Origin of the sequence: Paraburkholderia domus (assembly GCF_905220705.1) — a bacterium.
GTDB lineage: Bacteria > Pseudomonadota > Gammaproteobacteria > Burkholderiales > Burkholderiaceae > Paraburkholderia > Paraburkholderia domus.
The window spans coordinates 195,226-217,106 of the sequence record NZ_CAJNAT010000009.1 but is presented as its reverse complement, the minus strand read 5'-3'; the positions used below and the strand labels follow the sequence as shown (position 1 = coordinate 217,106).

Sequence of the window (21,881 nt, the reverse complement as noted above, 5' to 3'; positions counted from 1 at the left end):
GAGCGCGTTTGCCAGACGACCAAGAAAAACATGAAGAACATGAAAGACGACAAGGGCACGATCTCCGTCAGCATGGTCGAGGAGACCCTGGCGCTGGCGCAAGCGCGCGGTTTCGATGCGCTACCGCTTGCTGAAGCCGCCGGCATTGCGGGACCGATGCTGGCGTCACCGAAGAGCCGCGTGTCGTCGGCGCAATACGGCGCGTTGTGGGCCGGCATCGCCCGCGCGCTCGACGATGAATTCTTCGGCCAGGACTCGCACCGCATGAAAAGCGGCAGCTTCATCGCGATGACGCAAACGGCGCTGACCGCGCGTAACGGTGCGCAGGCGCTCGCGCGGGCGGTCGGTTTCATGCGGCTGGTGCTGGACGATCTTGGCGCACAGATCGAAACAGACGCGCAGCGTGTGCGGCTCAGATTCGTCCAGCGCGAAGGCACCAAGCCGCCCGCGATGTTCGCCTATGCGACCTACTTCATTCTTGTCTACGGCCTGCTGTGCTGGCTGGTGGGGCGGCGCATTCCCCTGCTCGAGGCGCGCTTTCGTTGCCCGGAACCGCCGGCCGCCCATGAATACCGGCTGATGTTCTGCGACGACATGACCTTCGAACAGCCTGAGTCCTATGTCGATCTTGCGCCGGCGTTTCTCGAACTGCCGGTCATCCAAACGACGAAGTCGGTCAAGCCGTTCCTGCGCGATGCGCCCGGCAGCTTCATCGTCAAGTACCGCAATCCCGGCTCGCTCGCCGCGCGCGTGCGCAAGATGCTGCGCGCGCTGCCGATGGCCGGCTGGCCCCCCGCGGACCAGATGGCGCTGCGCCTGCACGTCGCTGAAGCGACGATGCGGCGGCGTCTGAAGCAGGAAGGCTATACCTACCAGTCGATCAAGGACGACTTGCGGCGCGACATCGCAATTGGCGAATTGCAGGACACCGATCGCACGATCGCCGACATCGCCACCGCCGTGGGTTTCGCGGAACCGAGCGCGTTTCATCGCGCATTTCGCAAGTGGACCGGCATGCGGCCGACCGATTACCGGCCGGCGCGTGCGGATTTCACGCGTCGCACGGAATCGGACTAAGCTGTTAGGAGCAGGCCAGCCTTTCTGGGGTATCGGCCCGCGCTGGCCGATACCCGTCGGCATGGTGCGGCAGCCGTCAGCGATGAGCACGTATCCGCGCCTCCCGTTCCGGCAGTCTGGTCCGCGCCCTGCGCTTATCCGTGGCGGAGTCGTGGGCCGGTTGATGCGCGGCATGACCGCGTTCGGCATGCTTTTGGCATTCGGATTCGCGTTATGCGAAAACGCGCCGCGGGTTTGGGCCGCCGAGGCCGCCGTCGCACCGAATAGCGTTATCGTGATTCCGGTGAACGGCGCGATCAGTCCGGCCAGCGCCGACTTCATCGTACGCAGCCTGCAACGCGCCGCCGACGACCGTGCGCAACTCGCCGTGCTGCAACTCGATACGCCCGGCGGACTGGATACGTCGATGCGGCAGATCATCAAGGCGATTCTCGGCTCGCCGGTGCCGGTCGCCACCTTCATCGCTCCAAGTGGCGCGCGGGCGGCGAGCGCCGGCACCTATATCATCTATGCCAGCCATATAGCGGCAATGGCGCCGGGCACCAATCTCGGCGCGGCGACGCCGATTCAGATGGGCATCGGCGGTGCGGAGCCGCCTGCGGGCGGCGGCGGTATGCCCGGGTTGCCCGGCGGCGGAGCCGGAGCCGGTGGCGGCGCCGGCGCACAAAAGAACGGCCCCGGAGCGCCTGCCTCAGCCGATTCCGCGAACTCGACGAACGCGGCGAACTCGGCTAGCGCAGCCCTTCCGCTCGACACCCAATCCACCGAACTGCGCAAGCAGGTCCACGACGCGGCCGCCTACATCCGCGGCCTCGCGCAGATGCGTGGACGCAATGCCGACTGGGCCGAACGCGCGGTGCGCGAAGCGGTCAGCCTGTCGGCCAGCGAAGCGCTCGCGCAGCACGTGGTCGATCTGAATGCGCGCGACATTCCCGACCTGTTGCGCCAGGTGGACGGCCGCACGATCAACACGAGCCACGGCGACGTCAAGCTCAGCACCGCCAATGCGCCCGTGGTCACGCTCGAAGCCGACTGGCGCAGCCAGTTCCTTGCGGTCATCACCGATCCGAACGTCGCGCTGGTTCTGCTGATGATCGGCATGTACGGCCTCTTCTTCGAGTTCGCCAATCCGGGCTTCGTGCTGCCAGGCGTGGTCGGCGCCATCAGTCTGCTGATGGGACTCTTCGCGATGCAGATGCTGCCGGTCAATTACGTCGGGCTCGGCTTGATCTTTCTCGGCATCGCATTCCTGATCGGCGAGGCATTTCTGCCGACCTTCGGCTCACTCGGCTTCGGCGGTGTGGTCGCGTTCGTGATCGGCTCGCTGATGCTGATCGATACCGACGTGCCCGGCTACGGCATTCCGCTGCCCCTGATCGCGGCCGTGACTGTGTTCAGCGTCGCGTTTGTGTTCGGGGTATCGAGGCTCGCCTTGCGGGCGCGACGCCGGCCCGTGGTGACCGGCTCGGAAGGGCTGATCGGCAGTCTCGGCGTCGTGCTCGACGGCGGCCTGCTGCAGGGGGACGCAACGGCAGACGCACCAGCGGGCGGCATGCTGGCCGGTTGGGCTCAGGTCCACGGTGAACGCTGGCGGGTGTCCAGCACGGCCCCGGTCGCGGCCGGTCACGCGGTGCGCGTCACGGCGCGGCGTGGACTGACGCTGACCGTCGAGCCCGCGGAAGCACGACAACAAGGAGAACGCTCATGATCGGTTTCACATTTGGCTTCAGCAGCATTCTGATTCTGCTGGCGGCCGCACTGATTGCTTCATCGATACGGATTTTTCGCGAGTACGAACGCGGCGTGGTGTTCATGCTCGGGCGCTTCTGGAAGGTCAAGGGGCCGGGCCTTGTCCTGATCATCCCGATCGTGCAGCAGGTGGTGCGCATGGATCTGCGCACCGTCGTGTTCGACGTACCGCCGCAGGACGTGATTACCCGTGACAACGTGTCGGTCAAAGTGAACGCGGTGGTGTATTTCCGCGTAGTCGATCCGGAGAAGGCGGTGATCCAGGTGGCGCGCTATTTCGAAGCGACCAGCCAGCTCTCGCAAACCACCCTGCGCGCGGTGCTCGGCAAGCATGAACTCGACGACCTGCTGGCCGCTCGCGAGCAACTGAACGCCGATATCCAGAAGGTGCTCGATACACAAACCGACGCGTGGGGCATCAAGGTGTCGATCGTCGAGATCAAGCATGTGGACATCAATGAAACGATGATCCGCGCGATCGCCCGTCAAGCCGAAGCCGAGCGCGAACGGCGCGCCAAGGTGATTCACGCGGAAGGTGAATTGCAGGCTTCGCAGCATCTGCTGGAAGCGGCGCAGACACTCGCGCGGCAGCCGCAGGCCATGCAACTGCGTTACCTGCAAACGCTCACGACGATCGCCGCCGACAAGAATTCGACGATCGTATTTCCGTTGCCGATCGATCTGCTGAGCGCGGTGCTGGATCGCTTCAGCAAGCCGTCGGCCTCCTGAACCGGGGGACGCGCCGCTTCACATTGGCCCGCTTTGGATCACGGGGTGAAACGGTGCATTGCCGTTAATCGACTTATTCGACAGGCCTATGAAAACTAACATAAAGGGGTCGTTTTTAACCGCTCCATGGGAGCTAGTCATGAAAATCGTTTCTCTGGTTGGACTCGGCGCGCTGTTGGCCGCCGTTAGTATGAGCACTGCGTTTGCGCAGACCTCACGGCCTTACGACCCGTCGGCGCCGCTCACGCGGGCCCAGGTGAAGGCCGATCTGGCTGAATGGCGCGCGGCCGGCTACGATCCACTCGACTGGATCGACTATCCGGACAACGCGCAACGCGCGGGCCGCATCGTCGCCATGCGACGGGCGCAGCAGATGGGCGGGGGCATGTCGCAGTAATCGGTCTCATCCCAAGCTTGAAGCGGCATGCCGGGCCGCCCGCGACTGCAACGGTCGCAGGCGACGTCGGCCTTGCATGCCGAACATTCCCGCCCCCTTCCCCCGAAAACCCGCTGCTCGCCACTGCGACGTCGTAAATTCGCTTGCCGCTCCGCCCCGCGTGCTGGCAAGGTATCATCTCGCCCCTTTGGCCAACCCCGCAGTCACGCAATTCGGTTCGCTGCCGCCAATCATGATTACAATCCGCCCGTAGGCTTGGCTGCGTGGCGCATCTGTGCCGTGTCGGACGGCATGGTCGCCATGCTTATTTGCGACGCATTGCCCGTATCAACCACAAGAAACGCTTTTTGAACAACGAGAGACCCGCCTCATGGACTCCATAAAACGATACTTCGGCTTCGAAGCCGCCGGCACCAACCTGCGCACCGAGGTGCTCGCCGGGCTGACCACCTTCCTGACGATGGCCTACATCATCTTCGTCAATCCGGCGATTCTCGGCGACGCCGGCATGCCGAAAGACGCGGTGTTCGTCGCGACCTGCATCGTGGCCGCGCTGGCCTCGCTGATCATGGGTCTCTACGCCAACTACCCGATCGCGCTCGCGCCAGGTATGGGCCTGAATGCGTACTTCGCGTACACCGTCGTGAAAGGCATGGGTTTCACGTGGCAAGCCGCGCTCGGCGCGGTGTTCATCTCCGGCTGCCTGTTCATGATCGTCACGCTATTTCGGGTGCGTGAGGTGATCGTCAACGGCATTCCGCATTCGATACGTATCGCCATCACCGGCGGCATTGGTCTGTTTCTCGCGATCATTTCGCTGAAGTCAGCCGGCGTGGTGGTCGGCAATCCGGCCACGCTGGTCACGCTCGGCGATCTGCACAACTCGCATGTGGTCCTCGCGGTGGTCGGCTTCTTCGCAATCGTCACGCTCGACTATCTGCGGGTGCGCGGCGCGATCCTGATCGGCATCGTCGGCGTGACGGTGCTGAGCTTTTTCTTCGGCGGCAATCAGTTCCACGGCATCGTCTCCGCGCCGCCGTCGATCACACCGACGCTGTTCCAGCTCGACATTCGCGGCGCGCTCTCCGGCGGCGTGCTGAACGTGATCCTGGTGTTCTTCCTCGTCGAACTGTTCGATGCGACCGGCACGCTGATGGGCGTGGCCAATCGCGCCGGGCTGCTGGTCGAAGGCAAGATGTTCCGGCTGAACCGCGCTCTGCTCGCCGACAGCACGGCGATTCTGGCCGGCTCGATGCTGGGCACGTCGTCGACCACGGCATATATCGAGAGCGCCTCGGGCGTGCAAGCCGGCGGCCGTACGGGCGTGACGGCGATCACCGTCGCCTTGCTGTTCCTCGCGGCGCTGTTCTTTGCGCCGCTGGCGGGCGTGGTGCCCGGCTACGCGACGGCGCCGGCCCTGCTGTACGTGTCGTGCCTGATGCTGCGCGAAATGCTCGACCTGCCGTGGGACGACGCCACCGAAGTCGTGCCGGCTGCACTGACCGCCCTGCTGATGCCGTTCACCTACTCGATCGCCAATGGCGTCGCGTTCGGTTTCATCTCGTATGCCGGCCTGAAACTGCTGACCGGGCAGGCGCGCAAAGTGAAACTGGTCGTGTGGATCATTGCGGCGATTTTCCTGTTCCGGTATTTCTACCTCGGCAGCGAATGAGCACGGCGGCATTGCCGCTGTGTTTGGCCACCGTTCGGTCTGGATCAACAATCGTTTTATTGAAGGCGCCCGTTCTGGCCGGGCACCCTTTATCATCCGATGATTGATAAAAACCAACGAACTGGTCACAGGAGTTCCCTGCATGTCGCCCTATAGCCGCGCCTCGGACCGTTACACGACGCCCGCCATTTTCTTCCACTGGGCGATCTTTCTGCTGGTCGCGCTCGCCTATCTGGCAATCGAAATACGCGGGCCGAAAGGGTCCGACAGCCGGGCGTTCTGGAGCAGCGTGCATTACTGCGCCGGCACCCTCGTGCTGGGGCTGGCGGTCCTGCGCCTGCTATGGCGGCTGTGGGCCGGCGCGCCCGCGGAAATCGAAGGCAATCGGCTGCTTACGTTTCTGGGGCGGGCCGCGCATCTCGCCCTGTACCTCTTTATCTTCGCGCAGCCGCTGCTCGGCATCCTGATGATCAATGCCGGTGGGCATCCGGTGACGCTGGCCTGGGTCAACATCAATTACACGCTGGTCGGCGCGGATCCGATTGCACGGCCACTGCTCAAGACAGCGCATGAGTGGCTGGGTAATGCGTTTTACTGGGTGATCGGATTGCACGCGCTTGCGGCGATTGCGCATCACGTGGTGTTCAAGGACCGGACACTGCGGCGGATGGTTTGACCGGATTCCAGTCTTTGGCACGTGCGACGTTGGCGCTCGAACTCGCAGCATCTGGAGCTACAGCCGCGCGGGCGAGGACCTGGGCGGCGCAAATGGCCGCGGCCAGTTGAGGATCAGTTAGGGTGCCGACGCCGCGCTTGGGTTTGCGTCTCGTGTTGCTCTTGCGCGGCTTGTTGTGCTTTCTTCCTTAACCCGTTCGTTGGGGCTAATTTCGGGGCTATTTTCGGGCGTGCTTGCGGGCCGAAACCCAGCAGGCGCGGATTCGCTCAGTTGCGCCAGTTCGCTTCATAGAAACGTACGTAGCCGCTCCTCAGCACCAGACATTGCGCCCGCGTTTCCGATAGCAGACGCCTCGTGGCCGCCTCGATCCGGGCCCGGTGCGCGTCGAATGCGCCGACCATGTCTTCCAGACGCGGCGATGCGGCACCGAAATGATCTTCCAGCGCCTCAGCGGTGATCATGCACTCCACCCTCTGCCCATCAACCATCGCCGGGAACGCCAAGGTAAGTTCGCGACCTGAATATTCAGGAGTTTCGTTCGGGAATAGGATCTGCATGGGGTTCACCTAAGGGTTGGGTGCGGCGCTGGGTCGATTGGTACTGCGCACGCTGGTTGAGTCTGGTCGCACGTGCAGCGCTTTTCCTCCTGGTCGGATGCTGGTGGTGCGGGTCCGTCACCCCACGGCTGCGAGAGCGTAGTACTTCGCGTCCAGCGGAGGTGATTTGATTCACTGTAGACGAGTTCGGGCGCGGCGCAAGTTTTCCTTTTCGTTTGCTTGATTTTGGTGCCTGGCAAGGTGTTTTGGGGGCGGCTTCTCCACCACACGACTCGATTTTTCCCCGCCATGCGGCTTTCGCCTGGGTCCCGTTTCGTCCTGTAATATCGGTGTTCGACCGCATGTGCGTATGTTGCACTGCGGAACGCAACGGCGGGCAACGCACCCGCCGGGTCCGATAACCGGAGACATGCCTTGACCCATCGGTCTGTTACGCCGCCCGCCATCGGTCGGCCAGATGTCATCGCGCAAGCTCATGCCCGCTCGCTCGAAGTCGGCCTGCGTGCGTCGGAAACGCCGGACTTTCAACCGCTGCGCCGCCTCGCGCTGCGTGAACTCGTCGATCGCAACCAGTCGCTCTATACCCACGCGCTCCCTGTCATGGAGACGCTGCACGCGCAGATCGTCGACACGCAAAGCATGGTGCTGCTCACCGACAATCACGGCGTGATTCTCCACAGTCTCGGTGACAGCGACTTCGTCGAAAAAGCCAATCGCGTCGCGTTGTGTCCGGGCGTGTCATGGGCCGAAGCGGATCGCGGCACGAACGCGATCGGCACCGCCCTGATCGACGGGCAGCCGACTGTTGTCCACGCCGGCGAGCACTTCCTGCACGCGAACCGGATCCTCACCTGTTCATGCGCGCCCATTGCGGATCCCTTTGGACGCACCATCGGCGCGCTCGATGTCAGCGGCGACACGCGTGGTTTTCACAAGCACACGCTCGCGCTCGTGCGGATGTCGGCGCAGATGATCGAAAATCATCTGTTCTCCAATCAATTCGTCGACGCCATTCGCGTCCACTTTCACGCGCGCGCGGAATTCATCGGCACACTATACGAAGGGCTCGCCGCATTCGCGCCGGACGGCACGTTTTTGTCCGCGAATCGCAGCGCGCTGTTTCAATTCGGGCAGCCGCTCGCCGACCTGCAAAGGCAAACTTTCGATGCGCTGTTCGGTATCGCATTCGCCCGGCTCCTGCAACAGATCGCTCGCGCACCAGGCGAAAGTATCGTGCTGACACTGCCGAGCGGCGTGCGGGTGGTCGCACGCGGCGAATTTGCGGTGCCGCGCTATGTGGCTTCGGCAGAAGGCTTTCCTGACGCGGCGCGCACGGCCACTTCCAGCGGCACGCGTGCTGCGGCGCGGACCTGCGAAGCGCCGCCACTGGCCACACTCGAAACGCTCGATACCGGCGATGCAACGGTCGCCGCGATCCTGCGACGAGTCGCCAAGCTGCGCGGACGCGATATTCCCATTCTCGTACTCGGCAAAACCGGCACTGGCAAGGAGTGGCTCGCGCGCGCGATCCATCACGATTCGCCGCGGCGGGCCGCGCCGTTCATCGCGCTGAATTGCGCATCGCTGCCCGATACGCTGATCGAGGCAGAGTTGTTCGGCTATGAAGACGGTGCGTTCACCGGCGCAAAAAAACGTGGCAGCGTCGGCAAGATTGTGCAGGCCGACGGCGGCACGCTTTTTCTCGATGAAATCGGCGATATGCCGCTTGCTCAGCAAGTGCGGTTGATGCGTGTGCTGCAGGAACGCACCGTCGTGCCGCTCGGTGGCACGCGGGCGATTCCGGTCGATCTGCGCATCGTCTGCGCGACCCACCGCAATCTGCGCGCGATGATCGAAGCCGGTACCTTCCGCGAAGACCTGTATTACCGGATCAACGGCCTCGTCGTCACTTTGCCGGCGCTGCGCGAGCGTAGCGATCTCGCGGCGCTCGTCGAGCGCATGCTTGAATTGCAGCCGGATGGTGAGCGTTTGCCACGCCGCGTGTCCGACGAGGTCCTGGAACGGTTTGCGCAATGCCGCTGGCCGGGCAATCTGCGGCAACTGGCTAATGTGCTGCGCACCGCAAGCGTCATGGCCGAAGGCGCGGAGCAGATCGAACTCGAGGATTTGCCGGAGGATTTTCTGCAGGATTGTGGGGGTGCGCCGACCGACGAAGGCGCCCAACCGCCCGTGCCGTGTTCAGGCAACGGCAATGGTCGTGACGACGGCCAGGAAAAACCGGCAGCGCCCGTGCAAGCATCGCCCGCGCGGATGGAGGATTGGCAGGCGACCTTGATCGCGCAGACGCTCGCTCGACTCGACGGCAATGTGTCGGCGGCGGCTCGCGAGTTGGGGCTTGCGCGAAATACGGTGTATCGGTATCTGCGGCGTGGGAACACGATGCATTGAAACGGTGGCGCCGGGGGCTTGGGCGTTCGCTGTGAACGTGTAAAGTGTGGCGCAATCCGTCACCGACTCACACGATGTCCGACCCTACCCGCCCGCCTCTCGTTCGCATCGAGCCGCTCGGCCAAAGCTTTGAAGCGCCCGATTCGCTCACGATCCTCGAAGCCGCCGGCTTTGCGAATCTGCGCCTGCCGCGCTCGTGCCGCAACGGTACGTGCCGGACGTGCATGTGCAAAATGACCTCGGGACGCGTGCGCTATACGATCGAGTGGCCAGGACTCAGCCGGGAAGAAAAAGCGGAAGGGTACATCCTGCCATGCGTGGCAATCGCGGAAACCGACGTGGTAATCGAAGCGCCGGATACGGTTGAATTACCGCAGCGCTAATGCAGCCGGTATGCGCCGCCAGCCAGGCATCAGCGCCAAGGCCGGATCGCCTGCTTGCAGCGAGCGCTGGAAGCAGGCACGCCTTCATGTCCTCCGCCGCAGACCATCTCGGCGGACGATATCGCATTCCGCCTTACCGCCCGTTTCCCATCGCCCGGGCGATTTTCTTGTCGGTGTTGTACTGGCTCAGCGCATACACCGACCAGATCGCGGCCGGAATCCAGCCAATCAGCGTGATCTGCAAGATCAGGCAGATGATCCCGGCAAACGGCCGGCCGATCGTGAAGAACTGGAACCACGGAAGAAGGATGGCAAGCAAAAGACGCATTCAGATTTCCTGTTTGTGTTGACCTTGCAGTACACGTTCTTCGAGTGCGATCGTCATTGCACTCGCTTGAACGGGTCCGCCTAGTTGATCGGTGCGAAGCGCGGCACCTTGGTGCCGTCGATTTCGACCAGCTCGAAAAACACCGAAGCCGGACGCGTCCAGATCGTACCATTGCTCGCTTTGTAGACGATCATCGTGACCGTCAGATCGGACTCGAGCGTGGCCTCGCAAACCAGCTCGTAAATGCCGCCTTTGTAGTGTCGATAACGCACCATTCAACTACTCCTGTTCCGATCAACGGAATTTTCATAAGCGGACCGACGTGCTCCGAAACAGAGCACGTGGTTTTGTTGCGACCGTCATTTTAAACCCGTGTCGACGCAAGACAGATCACGGATGCTGGTTCACGTTATCGCCATCGACAGTCGCGATGCACAGCTGCCTGAGCGGTAAATAGCGCTGCCGCTCAAAGAAACCAGCGGTATTCCCGCGCGTTCACCTCGTTCAAGAAATCCAGATGGTCCTGCCGCTTGTTCTCGCAGTAGACCATCACGAACTCTTCGCCCATTCCCTTGCGCACCACGGAATGATTCTGCATCGCCGCGACGGCGCTGAGCATGTCTTTCGGAAAATCGATCCCGCTCCTGCGGTCCTCATTGAGCGGCGCGATTGGCTCGCGAGCGCTGTCCAGTCCGTGTTCCATGCTGGTGAGGATCGCAGCCAGCACAAGGTAAGGGTTCGCGTCCGCGCCCGCCACGCGGTGTTCGATGCGCAGGTTGCGATCATCCGATTCGGGAATACGAATGCAGGCGTCGCGGTCTTCGAAGCCCCAACTTGCACGGCTGGCAGCATTCGCTTTCCAGCCATAGCGGCGAAAGGCATTGTGATTGGCAGCGAAGACTGGCATGCAATGCGGCAGCAGAGCGAGGCAGCCGGCCACCGCATGGCGCAACGGCCGCTGATTGTCTACCGCCAGCAGGTTGTTGCCGGCCTCATCGTAGAGGCTCACGTGCACATGCATGCCGCTGCCCGGCGCATGCAGATAAGGCTTGCTCATGAAGCTGGCGCGGTAGCCATGTTTCATCGCCACGCCGCGCGTGCTGCGGCAGAATAATGCGGCCCAGTCCGCGGCGCACAGACTATCGTCGTTGTGGCCAAAGTTGATCTCGAACTGCCCCGGTCCCAGTTCAGCCGTGATCACGGTGGCATCCACGCCCTGCTCGCGCGTGGCGTCGACCATCTCGTTGAGCACGCCGGAGAACCGCGACAGTCGCTCGATATGCATGTTCGGCTGGTCGTCCCTGTCGTCACAGAACGGGTCGCGTGGGAACTGCGGCAGACCGTCCACGAGCCTGGCGTCGAACAGGTAGAACTCCAGTTCGAAGGCCACTACCGGGCGGATGCCGCGCCGTTCGAAGCGTTTCAGCACGCGCGCCAGCACCTCGCGTGGTTCGAACTCGATGGGCGCCGCGGTGCCGTCCGAGCTGATCAACATCTGCCCCAAAGGCTGGCTCTCCCATCGCACCGGCTTGAGGGTGCCGGCAATCAGACGGCGCACCGCATCTGGATCCCCGTCGTTGAAGCAATAGTCGCCGATCGGGTACAAACCGCCCTGCGCACCGAGCAGAATGCAGTTCTGAGGCAGCTTCAGGAGGCTGCCGGCAGCGACCTTCTCGAGCATGTCCACGGGGTATCGTTTGCCATAGAAGTGCCCAGGGATATCCAGGCAAATAAGGTCGACGTAACGCACCTCGGGATACGCCGCGCGGAAGGCGCGCACTTCGCTGAGCAGGTCGGCGCTGGGGGAAGTCATGTTGTTGTCCTTCTCACGCAAAAAGTGATGATTGAGAGTCAGTTCAAAGTTGCCGTAGACAGAGGCAGTCAGATCGGCAGCATAAAGGGATGCAGCACGCGCGACTCAGTTCATTAGTCATCCGAATTTTGATTTGGCGCAGCGTGCCCTGCTGCGCCCAGGTTCGGCCTGAATTCTAGGTAAACACCCAAAGTACCCGCGTCGGTTCGTCCGAAAGGTTGGCGTAGCGGAACCGCGCGTGCGCCGGCACCTGGAAGCCATCGTTAGGGCCAAGGGTTACCGGTTGCTCCTCGTCGTCCAGCCAGATGGTCAACTCGCCTTCGAGGACGAAGCCGCCTTGCTCGTCGCTATCGTTCAAAGGCCTATCACCGCTGCTGGCGCCGGGCGCGAGGTGACTTTCCAGCATCGAGAAACCCGCCGACATGTTCGGCGACACCAGCACGTCAGTCACACCCTCGGCGTAATAGAGAGTCCGGCGTTCGTCTGGCCGCGTGACCCAAGGCAGCGCGCGCGGCTTGCTCAAATTATAGAAATAGGTGGTGGGCACGCCCAGCGCCTCACCGATGGCGGTCAGGTCACCCACAGTCGGACGCGAGAGGCCGCGCTCGATCTGGGAGAGGAAACCCACTGAGCGGCCAATCTTTTCCGCCAATGCGCCCAGGGTCACCTTCTTGTGCTTGCGCAAGTCACGAATCAATATCGCGAGACCTTCAATCTCTTCCTGCTTGTTCATCTTCTTTTCCTTCCCTCAGACTCTATCGCGCAGACGATACCAGGTCTTCCCAATGACCTCCAGCGGCGCGGCCAGCAACGCTCCGCCGGGAAAAGGCGGATTGTTGATGGCCTGATACAGGTCCAGCAGTTCGTCGTCACCGAGGATGGCGTCGGCGACCGCCCGTGCTGCGGCGAGCGTGGGGAGCACGCCGTGCCCGGAATAGCCTTGGAGCCAGTAGCGCTCACCCTGGCGGCCGATATCCGGCGTGCGCTTCATGCTGATATCGATATGGCCGCCCCAGGCAAACTGCAGCTCGACCCCGCGCAATTGCGGGAACGTCCGCTCCAGGTACGGCCTCGTAGCCGCCGCAATATCCTTGGGAATACCGCCCGCGTAGGTGCAGCCGCCGCCGAAAAGCAGGCGATTATCCGGACTCAAGCGGAAGTAGTCGGGAACGAACTGGTTGTCGATGACGCAGCTGTTGCGCGGCAGCAGCGAGCGGGCCACGTCCGGCTCCAGCGGCGCAGTGGCAACCTGATACGTGCCGACCGGCAGCATGCGCCTCGCCAGTTTGCGATCGAGGCTGTCGATATATGCGTTGCAGGCGAGCACCAGCACGTCCGCACGCACCTCGCCCTTGTCGGTGCGCGCAACAAAACCGTCAGACGTTTGGTGATAGTCCAGCACCTGACTCTGCTCGAAGATCCGTCCACCGGCCTGCTCGATAGCCGCTGCCAGGCCTTGGGCCAACTTCAGCGGATTCAGGTGGCCCGCCTCCGGATCGTAGAGCGCCGCATGATAGCGATCGCTCGCAATCCACTCAGGCATCTCCTCGCGAGAGATGAAGCGCATCCGGTCGTAGCCCCATTTTTCCGCGGCGTCGCGCTGCGCCTCCTGTAGCGAACCAACGCGGCGCGGCAGCACCGCCGCCCACAGACTGCCGGCACGGTAGTCCGCGTCAAAGGCATGCCGCTCCGGCAGCTCACGTATCTCGCCGGCAGCCCAGCGCATGCTGTCCCAGAGTTGGCGGGCACGCTCCAGTCCCAGCGCCGCCTCCAGCGGAGGCATGTCGCAGGACCAGCCGAGCAGTGCCTGGCCACCATTGCGCCCGGATGCCGCCCAGGCCACCCGGCTGGCCTCGAGCAAAGTGACACGCTTACCTGCGAGAGCCAGGCGCAGCGCAGTGTGCAAGCCGCTGAAACCTGCGCCGACGATTAACACCTCGGTATCCAGGCGATCTTCCAACGTGGGGCGCAGTGGAATTGGGCCCGGATAGGTGCACGCGTAGTAGCTAGCGACGTGCTCGGCGGACTGATGGAACATCAGGTCTGCTCCGTGAAAAAATCAATCGTTAATTTCATGAAAAATTAACATTAAATTTTCACCAATGCAAGTGCGGACTAAAAGCGCCTTGTCGCGTCGCGCGATGCAAGAGGACGATGACGGGTGCTGGACCGTGTCGATTTCTGCTGCTCGGGTTCGTCGTATGAGTGAGCGCCGCCCATCGACCCTGATTAGACGTCGGGGCCACGCGGCTCCAACAAATCACTCAAGGAGAAACGACAATGCGCGTCATCGTGATCGTGAAGGCGACGAGTCAGTCCGAGGCCGGCACAATGCCCAGCACGGAATTGCTGACGGCAATGGGCAACTTCAATGAAGAACTCGTCAAGGCAGGCGTGATGCTCGCCGGCGAAGGCTTGCACCCGAGTGCGAGAGGCAAACGGGTACACTTCTCAGGCAGCCAGCGGACCGTGACCGATGGACCGTTCGCGGAGACCAAGGAACTCGTCGCGGGGTTCTGGCTGTGGCAAGTCAAGTCGATGGAAGAAGCCGTCGAATGGGTCAGGCGCTGCCCCAACCCCATGGAAGGCGACGCCGAGATTGAAATTCGACCGCTGTTCGATGCAGACGACTTCGGCGCGGAACTGACGCCGGAGTTACGGGCCCAGGAGGCGCGCCTGCGCGCTGAGACCGAAGGCCGGGCGAACAAGCCGCGCTGATGCGGAGGCGCGGCGATTCCAGGTGAGGATACTGATGACTCTCGCGATCGCAACCGCCATCTCGGACGCAGATTCACCCAACTATGTCGTCAAAGTCGATGCAGGCACGCACAGCCTGCTTGGCGATGAAGGACCGCGCGAAGGGGGGCAGGATAGCGGCCCGGCCCCCTTCGAATTCGTGCTTTCGGGTCTCGCGGCATGCACCGCCGCAACGCTCAGGATGTATATGCAGAAAAAAGCGTGGCCGGGCGGCCGGATTAAAGTCGCCACGGAATTGCACGTCGAGCGTGACGGGGGTCAATACATTCGGCGCACCGTGACTGTCGATGGCCCCCTCGACGATAGCCAGCGGACCCGCCTTGCCGAAATCTGCGAGAAAACGCCTGTCACCCTGTTCATCAAGCGGGGAACACGGATCGACACGACGATGCAATGGTGAGTCGGCGCGTCTCGTTACGTCATGTGCGGACCGTCAGCCACCCTCTTTCATCTGCTTCAGAATCTTGTAGACGGTGGCGCGCCCCATCGTCAGCACGGCGGCTACATAGTTCGCGGAACTGCGGCCGCGAAACGCGCCTTGCGCATGCAGCGCCTCGACGATTTCCCGCTTGTGTTCACGCGTGAGCGCATTGAGGCCAATTTGCCGCTCGCGCAGCCAGGTGTGCAGAAACGTGTTGATGCGGTCCTGCCAGTCGTCGCGGAACAACTCCTCCGCGGGCGCGTCCGTCAGATTGCCGCCTTTGATGAACAGATCGAGCGTGGAGCGCACATCTTCGAACACCGCGATGTTGAAGTTGACGCACAGCATGCCGGCCGGCTTGCCGTCGTCGTCGAACAGAATGTTGCTCACGCAGCGCATGCGACGGCCATCCCAATTCAGCTTCTCGTACGGCCCGATTGTCCGGCCGCGTGCCGCATAGTGGACTTCATCGAGCACCGAGGGGCCGCCGACTTCGAGCTTCGACAGGTTGTTCACGAGATACGCGATGGTCTGATCGCGCAGGTCGTGAATCACGACTTCGGCACACGGATAGAACAGCGCCGCGATGCCGTCTGCAATCGGTGCGTAGCGGTCCAGCAGCAGGTCTTTCACGGGAGAGACGGTTGTCTTGCGCATTGGGAAATCGCAGTGTTCGAGGGATGCGGCGCCGCTTTAGCCCAAATGAGCTAATCGGGATGCCGAGGTTAAGGCCGGCGGCAAGGCAAGCACAACAAGGCCGGGCAGCCAGGCGCGGCAACTCGCCATTGTAACGACCCCAATGGGCGGCGGCGAACGCGACGGCATGGAGACAGCGCGACGGCTATTTTATTGCGGGGCCGCATCGCGCTTAGGGCTTTGATGGGCGCTCGACGGCATGCTCCCCACCTGTTCCGGTTGTTGCGTCCGCACCCGGCGATTTTTGTCCGCTTGGCGAGCGATTTTTTTTCGTGCGATAAAAGAACCAACTATTTCACGGAGCAACAGATGGCCACGCTAGAAGCGTTTCGCGCCGTGCTCGACGACGAGGGCACGCCGGAAATCATCCGCAATCACATCATCGATTCGTTGCAATACACGCTGCGCAATCACGGGCAGGTTTTTACGTCCAAGGAGGTCGAATGGCTGGCCGGTTGGGACGATGCACGCATTCCGCTCGCCGCTTCACGCGAGCTGCAGAAGCGCGTCGCCGAAACCACCCGCTGACGCTCATCCGCCCTCGCCGTCACGGCGCGACCTCTCACACGGCGTGCCGGTCACACCCTGGCGCGCCGTCCGCGGTAAGCCTTTCTTGCCCAACACCCCGCCGGCTGGGCGGTTTGCCCGCACGCGGAACTTTTTGCTATCCAATTAGCCCCATTTAGTGCATCATATTGGAATAGCTGCATTCTGCATCAGCAGTACAAGCGGCAGTTTCAATCGGCGTCTCCGCACCACCCCCGACTGTTCGACCGCTGCCTGTCGGCGATCCCGTCACTCCGGCAATGCGCCGCCTGCATTCGCCGTCGCGAGTTGTGCAGCTGAGTGGTTCATTTACGCGCCCGATGTCTGCGCGACATCAGCGTGTTTCTTCTCCATCGAATCCGCGATTTTGCGCGGCCGCGCTCATGCCCTTGCCATCGGGCCTGTGCCAACCTTTTTCCATGGCGGCGCGCCCTAAGGTGCTGCGCTGCCGGGCCTGTTGTGCCGCGCGTAACACGCGTGACACGGGGGCCACGTAATACAGGACACGTGCTTCATGAATTCAGTTGTCAAGACGTACAAGGGTTACGAAATTCACCCGCTCGTCTATCCGCGCCGCCCGGCGGACGGTCAGACGAGCCGCAATCCGGACGCAGGCTACGACGCGTCGGTGCGCATCTGCCGCGTGGGCGCCAATCCGGCAGCCGACGGGCGTGTGTTCCGTCTGCAGTATCTGTTTCCGTTCGACGGCACGGGCAAGGCGCGCATTGCGTGCATGGCCCACGCCGAGCAATTGATCGACGGCCGTGTAGACGGCCAGTCCGTCGCCGATCTTTGAGCGGTACTATCAGCAAATCCGCTGTTACCGCAACACAGTTGGGCTGAAAGCCAACTGTCAACCGTATCAGATGTTGCGCCAGGCGGCTTAGCCGTACGGCCAACACCCACTTATCCCATCGACCAGGAGTTATGCATGGCGAAAGAAGAACTGCTTGAACTTGACGGTATCGTCGACGAAGTACTTCCGGATAGCCGTTACCGCGTGACGCTCGACAACGGCGTCGTGGTTGGCGCTTACGCGTCCGGACGCATGCGCAAGAACCACATCCGTATTCTCGCGGGCGACCGCGTGACGCTGGAACTGTCGGTTTACGATCTGACCAAAGGCCGGATCAATTTCCGTCACAAAGACGAGCGCGCCACCGGTGGCGGCGGCGCACGCAATACGCAATTCCGTCGCCGTTAAGGCTGGCGGCACGTTGACCGTTTCTTGACGGTTATTGCGTGGCCCATTGCTGTTCGTTGTTCGCGAAGCCTTTCGCGCGCCTCCTCCGGCTTGACTCGATGACTCGAGCCTGAGCGGCGCGCTGCGGCGTCGTATGAGTTGTACCCGTTGCGCGCTTTGCCTCGCCGATCGCTTTGCTGAATCGCCTTGCGCATAGCCTCAACTACCGCCCGCCTCGGCGCCCCGCGCGCCCTTCCGCAGCCGGCTGTCTCGCACCCTCGCGCCCTTCGCGCATTAAGCCGCTTCTTATTACGCCCCGAACACCGCACCGAGATCCTCTCCGGCGGCGCTCTTGCGTACCTGCTCAACCACCCGCTCCTCCAACTCAGAAAGATGCTCGCGCATCGCCGCCAGCGCCGTGCGCAGGTCTCCCGCATCGAGCGCTTCGATGATTTGCATGTGCTCGTCCGCTGAACAGGTCGAACCCTTCGACGGGTCGAACAAGGCCTTGTACAACTCGGTCTTCGCGACGAGTTGCCCAACCAGGCCGAGCAATTCCGTACCACCCGCCAGTTCCGTCAGCAGCACGTGAAACTGGCCGGCGAGCCGCACGGATTCCTCGATTGCACCGGCGCGCGACGCCCTCTCTTCGCTGCGCACATGGGCGCGCAGGCGGCGCTTGTGAGCCGCACTCAAGCTCCCGCACAAAGCCGCGACGATGCCCGCCTCGACAATCTGCCGGGCGCGATACACCTGACGAATGTCTTCTTCCGATGGCGACGGCACGAACGCGCCGCGATTCGCCTCGAGTACCAGCTTGCCCTCGAAACCCAGCCGCGCGAGCACCTTGCGCAGCGCGCCGCGCGTGCAACTGAATGCCGCCGCGAGATCGCGCTCGACCAGTTGCGCGCCCGGCCGCAAACGGCCTTGCAATAACGCCGCGGTAATCGATGCGTAAATGCGCTCTTCGACGCTGATCGAGTCGTCTTCGGATGCGCTGCGGATGCTTATGCCGGCGTCGGCGGACGGCGCCTGCGAGGAACGGGAGGCCATGAATTCAGTGATGGAGAACGGAGCGATATCGCCCGGCATTGTAGCGACGCGGGCTGGCAGACGCCATCAGCGGGCTCGTGGACTTATACCAGACATCAGAAAAATGGTTAACCATTTTAGGTTATTATGGTTGACCAAAACAGTCTAGCACGGTCTTTCTCCACCCTGCTCGAGCCTTGTTACCCGTCTTGCCGCCGGTCGCGCAACGTCCTCCTCCCGCTCGCAAGGCGCCGCCCACTCTCACATTCAGGTCCATTGTGAATTCGCACTCCAGCGCCAGCCCGACCGCAACTCACGCCAACCCCGCATCGCACGCGCTCACGTGGCGTGACGCGTTATGGTTAGGTGTGGTTGTGGTGATCGGTGTCAATCTGCGGCCCTTGCTGACGTCGATCAGCCCGCTGATGACGACGATTCGCGACGCAACCGGGCTGAGCTTTTACGGCGCGTCGTTGCTGACCAGCCTGCCGGTTGTCGCGATGGGCATCGGTGCATTCGGCGCCGGCGCGCTAACCCGGCTGATCGGCGAAACGCGCGGTGTTGCGCTCGGTTTACTGGCGATCGCACTGGCTTGCGGCGCGCGCTGGGCGACTGCGAGCGGCGCGGCCTTGCTGTTGACGGCGGCTCTGGCGGGCGTCGGCGTCGCGGCGATTCAGGCTCTGCTGCCCGCTGTCATGAAGCAGCGTTTCCACGCGCGGGTGCCGCTGGCGATGGGGGTTTTCTCCGCGTCGATCATGGGAGGCGGCGGGCTCGGGGCGCGCTTGAGTCCGTGGGTGAGCAACGCGATGGGGTCGTGGCATGCCGGGCTCGCGGTGTGGGCTATTCCGGCCTTGATCGCACTGATCTGCTGGTTGGGTTTGAATCTTCAGCCGTCGACTGGCACTGCGGCGCAGCCCGTTCCTGCGAGCCCTGCGCCGCTTCCGCTGTGGCGCAAGCGGCGCGCGTGGACGCTTGGCCTCTACTTCGGAATCGTCAACGGTGGCTATACGACACTCGTCGCGTGGCTGCCAGCGTTCTACCAGCAGCGAGGCGTGAGTGTTGCGGATAGCGGTTCGCTGCTTGCGAGCATGACGGTGTTTCAGGCCGCAGCGGCTCTATTGCTTCCGCTGGCCGCGGCGTCGTTTCGGGATCGGCGGCCATGGTTGGTTCTAGGTCTGTCTGCCCAGTTCATTGGGTTGCTTGGGTTGATCTTGTGGCCGGATGCGGCGCCGTTAGTCTGGGTCGGCATTGCCGGCGCCGGACTTGGCGGGACCTTCTCGTTGACGCTCGTCACAGCCATGGATCATTCGGCCGATCATCGCGTCGCAGGAAGGCTGGTTGCGTTTACTCAGGGTGTCGGGTTCGTAGTCGCAGCAATTGCGCCGATGTTTGCTGGCGCGCTTCGGTCAATGAGTGGCTCGTTTTCGACCACGTGGGCAATGCTCCTCACCGGCGTGACTATGATGATTCTGGTGAGCTTTCTATTTTCGCCGCGCAGCTATGAGTCATGGCGTTGACCGTGTCTGGAACTACCACCGCCTCGTGCTCACGACGCGCGCCGCTTCGGTGCATACCCCTCGCATGCCCCACGCGTGTGCAGCCCCTATTACCCACCCCGTTTGTAAGTCCGTGATTGCGCACCTTTCATCCCAGCGCCCCGTCCACTGGCATACCTATTGCTTTATCAGTAGCCAGCCGTCGACAAACCACACCCCATGCTGCGTGTTCTCCTCGTCACCGATACCGACAAGCCGATAGGCGATCTGCGCGACGCCCTCGCGCGGCTCGGCTACGAGATGCTGGCCTCTACGGCGACGCCGCAAGCGCTGCATCGCGTGGTTCAGAGCGAGCGGCCGGACGTCATCATCATCGACACGGAATCGCCGTCGCGCGACACGCTCGAACAGCTCGCCGTCATGAACGCCACCGCGCCACGTCCGGTGCTGATGTTCAGTCACGACGCGAACCAGCAATTGATCCGCGATGCGGTCGGTGCGGGCGTCACAGCCTACCTCGTCGAAGGCCTCGCTACGGAGCGGCTCGCACCGATTCTCGAAGTTGCGCTCGCACGGTTTGCGCAGGAGTCGCAATTGCGCGAACGCCTTGCGCAAGTCGAGGGCGAACTCGCCGAACGCAAGGTGATCGACCGCGCCAAACGCCTGCTAATGGATCAACAGAAGATCACCGAACACGCCGCGTACGCCACCTTGCGCAAGCGCGCAATGAACCAGGGCGTCAAACTCGCCGAAGTCGCGCGCGCCATCGTCGCGTCGGCCGACTCGCTCAAATGAAGCGCTGCTCATGAACTCTCCTGCCCCCCTCACCCCATCGTCCGCGCCTGCGCCGCTCGAGAAAACCCATCTGCGGCTCGGTTTCGTCGCACTGTCCGATGCCGCGCCGCTCGTCGCCGCGAAGCTGCTCGAATTCGGCCACGCCCATGGTTTGACGCTCGAGTTGTGCCGGCAGCCCTCATGGGCCGCCGTGCGCGACAAACTGCTGTCTGGCGATCTCGATGCGGCGCATGTGCTCTACGGGCTCGTCTACGGCGTGCAACTCGGCCTCGGCGGTCCGCAAACGGATATGGCCGTGCTGATGGTGCTCAATCAGAACGGCCAGGCGATCACCCTGTCGAACCGTCTCGCCGATGCATTGGCCAAGCACGGCACAGTGCGCCAGGCGTTGGCGACGCTCGGCCGCAAGCCGGTGTTCGCGCAGACCTTTCCCACCAGCACGCACGCGATGTGGCTGTACTACTGGCTCGCGTCGCAAGGCGTGCATCCGTTGCGCGAGATCGAGAGCGTCGTGATTCCGCCGCCGCAAATGGTCGCCGCGCTCGCCGAAGACAGGCTCGACGGTCTGTGCGTCGGCGAGCCGTGGAATGCGATGGCAGAGGCGCAAGGCGTCGGCAGGACGGTCGCTTACACGAGCGAGGTATGGCCCGATCATCCCGAGAAAGTACTGGCATGCCGGCGAGATTTTGTGAGCGCCAATCCGAACGCCGCGCGGGCCCTCGTGCAGACGATGCTCGAAGCGTGCCGCTGGCTCGACGGTGCGGGTCATCGAGAGGAAATTGCACGCTGGCTCGCGCGGCCTGAATTCATCGGTATCGATGAAGCATTGATCGCGGCGCGATTCGGCAACGAAATCGCAGCCTCGGCGCCGCAGCGCCTGCCCATGCGGTTCTTCGACAACGGTGCAGTGAACTACCCTCGCGCCGCCGACGGTGCCTGGTTCCTCACGCAGTTCGAACGCTGGGGCATGATCGACGCGCGCGCGGATTACGCCGAAATCGCGGCGCAAATCAATCAGACGCAGTTGTATCGCGAAGCGGCCGCGCGCGTCGGCATAGCGGTGCCGAACGATGAGCGTTCGCAAGTGCTAATCGACGGTCAGGTGTGGGGTAGCGACACGGCGTCCAAGGCTTACGCGCAGCGCTTCACTATCCGCGCATAGCGT

General features: G+C 62.8%; 24 protein-coding genes. 16 read left to right on the top strand and 8 right to left on the bottom strand.

Going from position 1 to position 21,881, the window contains the following annotated elements:
* Window positions 1-39 precede the first annotated feature (39 nt).
* From KHO31_RS18550 to KHO31_RS18525, 6 genes are all read left to right on the top strand, one after another.
* Window positions 40-1,077 (top strand): AraC family transcriptional regulator, encoded by a 1,038-nt coding sequence (locus tag KHO31_RS18550; protein ID WP_211623894.1) that lies wholly within the window; start codon window positions 40-42, stop codon window positions 1,075-1,077.
* 82 nt (window positions 1,078-1,159) lie between these two features.
* Entirely contained in the window at window positions 1,160-2,785 is a 1,626-nt protein-coding gene (locus KHO31_RS18545; RefSeq protein ID WP_211623878.1) for an NfeD family protein, read from the top strand.
* On the top strand, window positions 2,782-3,555 hold the full coding sequence (locus tag KHO31_RS18540; RefSeq protein ID WP_201072555.1) for a slipin family protein: 774 nt from the start codon (window positions 2,782-2,784) through the stop codon (window positions 3,553-3,555). The genes KHO31_RS18545 and KHO31_RS18540 overlap by 4 nt, the downstream gene beginning before the upstream one ends.
* A 139-nt stretch (window positions 3,556-3,694) precedes the next feature.
* Complete coding sequence (locus KHO31_RS18535; RefSeq protein ID WP_201072553.1) at window positions 3,695-3,952, top strand: DUF4148 domain-containing protein; 258 nt, start codon at window positions 3,695-3,697, stop codon at window positions 3,950-3,952.
* 370 nt (window positions 3,953-4,322) lie between these two features.
* Window positions 4,323-5,624 carry an NCS2 family permease gene (locus KHO31_RS18530; RefSeq protein WP_201072551.1) on the top strand — a complete coding sequence of 434 codons (1,302 nt, stop codon included), beginning with the start codon at window positions 4,323-4,325 and terminating at the stop codon, window positions 5,622-5,624.
* A gap of 142 nt (window positions 5,625-5,766) precedes the next feature.
* Window positions 5,767-6,300, top strand: a complete 534-nt coding sequence (locus KHO31_RS18525; RefSeq protein WP_201072549.1) for a cytochrome b — start codon at window positions 5,767-5,769, stop codon at window positions 6,298-6,300.
* 266 nt (window positions 6,301-6,566) lie between these two features.
* On the opposite strand, the gene KHO31_RS18520 is transcribed toward KHO31_RS18525, so the two are convergent.
* A complete protein-coding gene (locus tag KHO31_RS18520) occupies window positions 6,567-6,857 on the bottom strand; it encodes a DUF1488 family protein (protein ID WP_028194698.1) in 291 nt (96 codons plus the stop codon).
* 414 nt (window positions 6,858-7,271) lie between these two features.
* Here KHO31_RS18520 and KHO31_RS18515 point away from each other — a divergent pair, with 414 nt between their 5' ends.
* Entirely contained in the window at window positions 7,272-9,266 is a 1,995-nt protein-coding gene (locus KHO31_RS18515) for a sigma-54-dependent Fis family transcriptional regulator (RefSeq protein WP_201072547.1), read from the top strand.
* Between the two features lie 74 nt (window positions 9,267-9,340).
* Complete coding sequence (locus KHO31_RS18510) at window positions 9,341-9,649, top strand: 2Fe-2S iron-sulfur cluster-binding protein (RefSeq protein ID WP_201085027.1); 309 nt, start codon at window positions 9,341-9,343, stop codon at window positions 9,647-9,649.
* A gap of 133 nt (window positions 9,650-9,782) precedes the next feature.
* Here the strand turns inward: KHO31_RS18510 and KHO31_RS18505 are convergent, their stop codons facing one another.
* The 5 genes from KHO31_RS18505 to KHO31_RS18485 form a co-directional block, all read right to left on the bottom strand.
* Window positions 9,783-9,977: a YqaE/Pmp3 family membrane protein gene (locus KHO31_RS18505; protein ID WP_042325076.1), complete on the bottom strand. Its 195-nt coding sequence runs from the start codon at window positions 9,975-9,977 to the stop codon at window positions 9,783-9,785.
* Between the two features lie 80 nt (window positions 9,978-10,057).
* Window positions 10,058-10,252, bottom strand: coding sequence for a DUF1653 domain-containing protein (locus tag KHO31_RS18500; RefSeq protein WP_201085026.1), 195 nt, complete (start codon window positions 10,250-10,252; stop codon window positions 10,058-10,060).
* 191 nt (window positions 10,253-10,443) lie between these two features.
* On the bottom strand, window positions 10,444-11,790 hold the full coding sequence (locus tag KHO31_RS18495) for a glutamine synthetase family protein (RefSeq protein WP_201072543.1): 1,347 nt from the start codon (window positions 11,788-11,790) through the stop codon (window positions 10,444-10,446).
* A 175-nt stretch (window positions 11,791-11,965) separates the two neighbouring features.
* Window positions 11,966-12,523 (bottom strand): helix-turn-helix domain-containing protein, encoded by a 558-nt coding sequence (locus KHO31_RS18490; RefSeq protein WP_201072541.1) that lies wholly within the window; start codon window positions 12,521-12,523, stop codon window positions 11,966-11,968.
* A 15-nt stretch (window positions 12,524-12,538) separates the two neighbouring features.
* Window positions 12,539-13,828: an NAD(P)/FAD-dependent oxidoreductase gene (locus KHO31_RS18485; protein WP_201072539.1), complete on the bottom strand. Its 1,290-nt coding sequence runs from the start codon at window positions 13,826-13,828 to the stop codon at window positions 12,539-12,541.
* 242 nt (window positions 13,829-14,070) lie between these two features.
* On the opposite strand from KHO31_RS18485, the gene KHO31_RS18480 reads away from it, so the two are divergent.
* A complete protein-coding gene (locus KHO31_RS18480) occupies window positions 14,071-14,508 on the top strand; it encodes a YciI family protein (RefSeq protein WP_201085025.1) in 438 nt (145 codons plus the stop codon).
* 34 nt (window positions 14,509-14,542) lie between these two features.
* Window positions 14,543-14,947 carry an OsmC family protein gene (locus KHO31_RS18475; protein ID WP_201072535.1) on the top strand — a complete coding sequence of 135 codons (405 nt, stop codon included), beginning with the start codon at window positions 14,543-14,545 and terminating at the stop codon, window positions 14,945-14,947.
* Between the two features lie 33 nt (window positions 14,948-14,980).
* Here KHO31_RS18475 and KHO31_RS18470 read toward each other — a convergent pair whose 3' ends face one another.
* A complete protein-coding gene (locus KHO31_RS18470) occupies window positions 14,981-15,625 on the bottom strand; it encodes a helix-turn-helix transcriptional regulator (protein WP_201072533.1) in 645 nt (214 codons plus the stop codon).
* A 348-nt stretch (window positions 15,626-15,973) separates the two neighbouring features.
* On the opposite strand from KHO31_RS18470, the gene KHO31_RS18465 reads away from it, so the two are divergent.
* From KHO31_RS18465 to infA, 3 genes are all read left to right on the top strand, one after another.
* Window positions 15,974-16,192 (top strand): hypothetical protein, encoded by a 219-nt coding sequence (locus KHO31_RS18465; RefSeq protein ID WP_201072531.1) that lies wholly within the window; start codon window positions 15,974-15,976, stop codon window positions 16,190-16,192.
* Window positions 16,193-16,724: 532 nt separating this feature from the next.
* Complete coding sequence (locus KHO31_RS18460; RefSeq protein ID WP_035557986.1) at window positions 16,725-17,006, top strand: hypothetical protein; 282 nt, start codon at window positions 16,725-16,727, stop codon at window positions 17,004-17,006.
* Between the two features lie 135 nt (window positions 17,007-17,141).
* Window positions 17,142-17,414, top strand: a complete 273-nt coding sequence (gene infA, locus KHO31_RS18455; RefSeq protein ID WP_012427521.1) for a translation initiation factor IF-1 — start codon at window positions 17,142-17,144, stop codon at window positions 17,412-17,414.
* Window positions 17,415-17,702: 288 nt separating this feature from the next.
* Here infA and KHO31_RS18450 read toward each other — a convergent pair whose 3' ends face one another.
* The gene (locus tag KHO31_RS18450) at window positions 17,703-18,446 is read right to left on the bottom strand and encodes a GntR family transcriptional regulator (RefSeq protein WP_201072529.1); all 744 of its coding nucleotides are present in this window, start codon (window positions 18,444-18,446) and stop codon (window positions 17,703-17,705) included.
* Window positions 18,447-18,703: 257 nt separating this feature from the next.
* On the opposite strand from KHO31_RS18450, the gene KHO31_RS18445 reads away from it, so the two are divergent.
* The 3 genes from KHO31_RS18445 to KHO31_RS18435 all read left to right on the top strand — a co-directional run bounded on the left by KHO31_RS18445 (window position 18,704) and on the right by KHO31_RS18435 (window position 21,878).
* Window positions 18,704-19,942 (top strand): cyanate transporter, encoded by a 1,239-nt coding sequence (locus KHO31_RS18445; protein ID WP_201072527.1) that lies wholly within the window; start codon window positions 18,704-18,706, stop codon window positions 19,940-19,942.
* A gap of 198 nt (window positions 19,943-20,140) precedes the next feature.
* Window positions 20,141-20,716 carry an ANTAR domain-containing response regulator gene (locus KHO31_RS18440; RefSeq protein ID WP_201072525.1) on the top strand — a complete coding sequence of 192 codons (576 nt, stop codon included), beginning with the start codon at window positions 20,141-20,143 and terminating at the stop codon, window positions 20,714-20,716.
* Between the two features lie 10 nt (window positions 20,717-20,726).
* Window positions 20,727-21,878 carry a CmpA/NrtA family ABC transporter substrate-binding protein gene (locus KHO31_RS18435; RefSeq protein ID WP_211623877.1) on the top strand — a complete coding sequence of 384 codons (1,152 nt, stop codon included), beginning with the start codon at window positions 20,727-20,729 and terminating at the stop codon, window positions 21,876-21,878.
* The last annotated feature ends 3 nt before the right edge of the window (window positions 21,879-21,881 follow it).